2 protein-coding genes and 1 pseudogene are annotated in these 2422 nt (G+C 45.8%); 2 read left to right on the top strand and 1 reads right to left on the bottom strand.

Annotation, left to right across the window (positions count from 1 at the left end; genetic code table 11):
* Positions 1–124: 124 nt before the first annotated feature.
* Positions 125–424 (bottom strand): annotated as a pseudogene (locus tag ENN47_08180) (hypothetical protein).
* Positions 425–841: 417 nt separating this feature from the next.
* Between ENN47_08180 and ENN47_08185 the strand changes: the two are divergent.
* Complete coding sequence (locus ENN47_08185; GenBank protein ID HDP78145.1) at positions 842–1978, top strand: cobalamin-binding protein; 1137 nt, start codon at positions 842–844, stop codon at positions 1976–1978.
* Positions 1971–2422: GGDEF domain-containing protein (locus ENN47_08190; protein HDP78146.1), on the top strand; the 452-nt coding region annotated here is incomplete at its 3' end. The genes ENN47_08185 and ENN47_08190, both read left to right, overlap by 8 nt.

A 2422-nucleotide genomic window follows, 5' to 3' on the forward strand; every position in this document is an offset into this window, starting at 1 on the left:
AGTCATAGAAGGCGTCATAAACAAGCTTAAGGTGATTAAGCGGATAATGTACGGGAGATGTTCATTTGAACTATTGCGAGTGAAGGTGATCATGAGTTAGTTCATATAATCTGAGGAAGAGCCCTAATTGTGTTTCCAGTTTGTCTATGTCCGAAGTGGAGTAACTCGCGCCGGGCATTGAAAGGATTACGATAGCGTAGTTCTGCGGTTCAAACCCTACCACAGAGGAGTATTTGTAGTCGAAACCCTTGGACGCGAGAATAGCGATTATGCCATCGAAAAACTCGCTCTCCTCCCCTCCAAATCTGTTTGCATGAGAGTCATCTATAAGGGCTATCTTTGGAAGAGGTTTTTCTCCCCATATGCATCCCGAAAGAAGAAAGATCAGAACAACAATCACGAGCGGTACGAAGAAACGTTTCATTCTCTCACCTCCCATATAGATCATACGACTGGAGTCGAAAGTTAAATTATACGCGTTGAAGTATAGGAAATTAAGCTGGAGAGACGGTAGGCTATTTCTGGTCGAAGAGATTTCAGAATTGAGTCGAAGAAAGTCTGGTTCAGAGGAAGATGTTTACTGAGAAGTACATTGTGGTCTTATATCTTATACTGAAACCAATTGGACATGTAAATGAATTCTTTCGGGAATGCGCCGACATCTTCAAGCCCCTTGCGGAGGTCGCGTTTCAGTTCTAAGCGTAAGGTTCGGCTATCAAAACTTTGAGCCGGATATTTAGAATTTTCTATACATCGGATCAGCAAAGCTGAGATGAGTGACTCAAGAATTTCTTTGAAGACAGTCTCAGTAGTTTATAATGTGTATGCGGAATATGCTGAAATGCGATTAAATCACCTGGGGAGTGTTTATATGCAGAGAGTATCGGATGATTTTGGAAAGAATCTGAGTGTTTCAGCCTCGGCGGCTATGGAGTACGAGTCTCAGGGAGAGAAGATGCTGAAGAGGGTCAATGAGCTTATGGCGGAAAGAGAGGACATTTCTGAGCTTCTCGGCATGAATCCGCTATACATAATGTATGACAACAACTCGAATCATCTCCGATTCATTTCAAACGTGATTAAGCTTAACGACTACGATCTTCTTGCGAAGACTCTGCCCTGGGTCTATAAGACGTACACCTCGAGAAACTTCTCGGTCGATTTCTTTCCCGAAGTCTTGAAAGCTTGGATGAAGGCGATAAATGAATTTCTAAGTCCGGAAGGCGCCGCTCAAGTTATCGAGGTATATCGGGCAATGCTGGATTCGCATAATGCGGCTGTAGAGCATGCTCAAGAGGGTCTGATCCAGATGAAGGTTGGTGAGGACTGGAAGGCCATCGAAAGGCAAACAGTCCTAGCCCTGCTCACAGGCGATTACGGAAAGCTTAGAGAGATTGCTAACCGCTCGATAAACAATGAGAAGTCGCTCGCTGATTTTTATCTGAAGGTAGTTCAGCCGGCGATGTATGAAATAGGTTACCTGTGGCAGACCGGTGAGATATCAGTCGCCGAGGAACATCTCGCCACCTCGCTAATGAACAGGCTTATGGCAAGCACTTACAGCATGATCGAGACCGTGCCTTCGCACCCCAGAAGAAAGGCCGTCGTGCTCAGTTCGCAAAACGAATACCACGAGCTTGGAGCAAGGATACTTGCCGATCTTCTTGAGTTGAGCGGCTGGAATGTCAGCTATCTCGGAGTAAACACACCGGTGTCTGAAGTGCTTAAGCATCTGAAGAAGAATCTACCTTTTCTACTGGCGATCTCCGTTACGATGTCCTTCAATCTCGATCTCACGAAAAAGCTGATTCAGTCCGTTCGCTATGACAGTGACTTCGAAACAATGAAGATCATGGTCGGAGGTCTTGTAATCAACGAATCAGAGGACCTCTGGAAGAGACTGGGCGCCGATGGAACTGCAGAATCGGCCGTTGAGGCTATCGAGCTTGCCAAGCAATGGTGGGAAGAGCGTGAATGAGCTAAGAGAGGCTATCCTTTCGAATAGAGATGATTTCTTTTCCGTTCTCGAGAATCTATCTGGAGCAATCCTTATTCTCTTTGACAACGAAGGCAACATCGTCGATCACAGCCCCTCTCTGATTTCTCTAGTCGAGAAAAGCGATGCTCTCAAAGGTGAGAATATATGCGATCTTGTTGTGGACAATTCCCAAGCTCTATTGAAGAGACACGGAGCGAAGCCTGTAAGAATCGGTCTTAACGATTCAAGATCGAACATTCATCTAGTGAGCGGATTTGTCATGCTAGTCGACGAGTCAAGGAGGCTGTTTCTGGGCGTGAAGATCGGCCTCTCTGCCGGAGACATTATGGAGAGCATGTCGAAAGTTACGGATGAGCTTGCATCACTTACGAGGGAGCTAGCGCGGAAGAACAAAGAGCTTCAGGCTGCAAATAAAGAGATAGA

This window comes from Mesotoga infera, from assembly GCA_011045915.1.
Classification (GTDB): Bacteria; Thermotogota; Thermotogae; order Petrotogales; family Kosmotogaceae; genus Mesotoga; species Mesotoga infera_D.

Bases quoted from the DNA above. Each gene is read 5' to 3' on its own strand.
- ENN47_08185 (HDP78145.1), top strand. From the start codon at position 842: ATGCGATTAAATCACCTGGGGAGTGTTTATATGCAGAGAGTATCGGAT.